Genomic DNA, 309 nt, shown 5'->3' with positions numbered 1-309 from the left:
ATATATGGCTTATCAGGCAGAAGATAAGCTCACGATTAGTTTAAAGCGTCCTGAAGATAAAAATCCAATGAAGCCTAAAGCACCAAGTGCTTATACTGGCAAAAAGATTTCTTTAGATTTCCAAGATATTGAAGTGCGACGTGTATTACAGCACTTAGCTGATTTTACAGGCATTAACATGGTGGATTCTGACACCGTACAAGGCAATATTACCTTACGCCTTTAAGATGTTCCGTGGGATCAGGCGCTTGATATTATTATGAAAACCAAGAACTTGGATAAGCGACGCAATGGTAATGTGATTTGGAT

At 38.5% G+C, this 309-nt stretch carries 1 pseudogene; it reads left to right on the top strand.

Annotation, left to right across the window (positions count from 1 at the left end):
* Positions 1–309: pseudogene (locus tag ACG9ZB_RS16950) on the top strand (secretin and TonB N-terminal domain-containing protein); the annotation flags it as partial.

This window comes from Acinetobacter johnsonii (assembly GCF_048551975.1).
Taxonomy (GTDB): domain Bacteria; phylum Pseudomonadota; class Gammaproteobacteria; order Pseudomonadales; family Moraxellaceae; genus Acinetobacter; species Acinetobacter johnsonii_A.
This window is presented reverse-complemented; position numbering and strand designations above follow the sequence as displayed.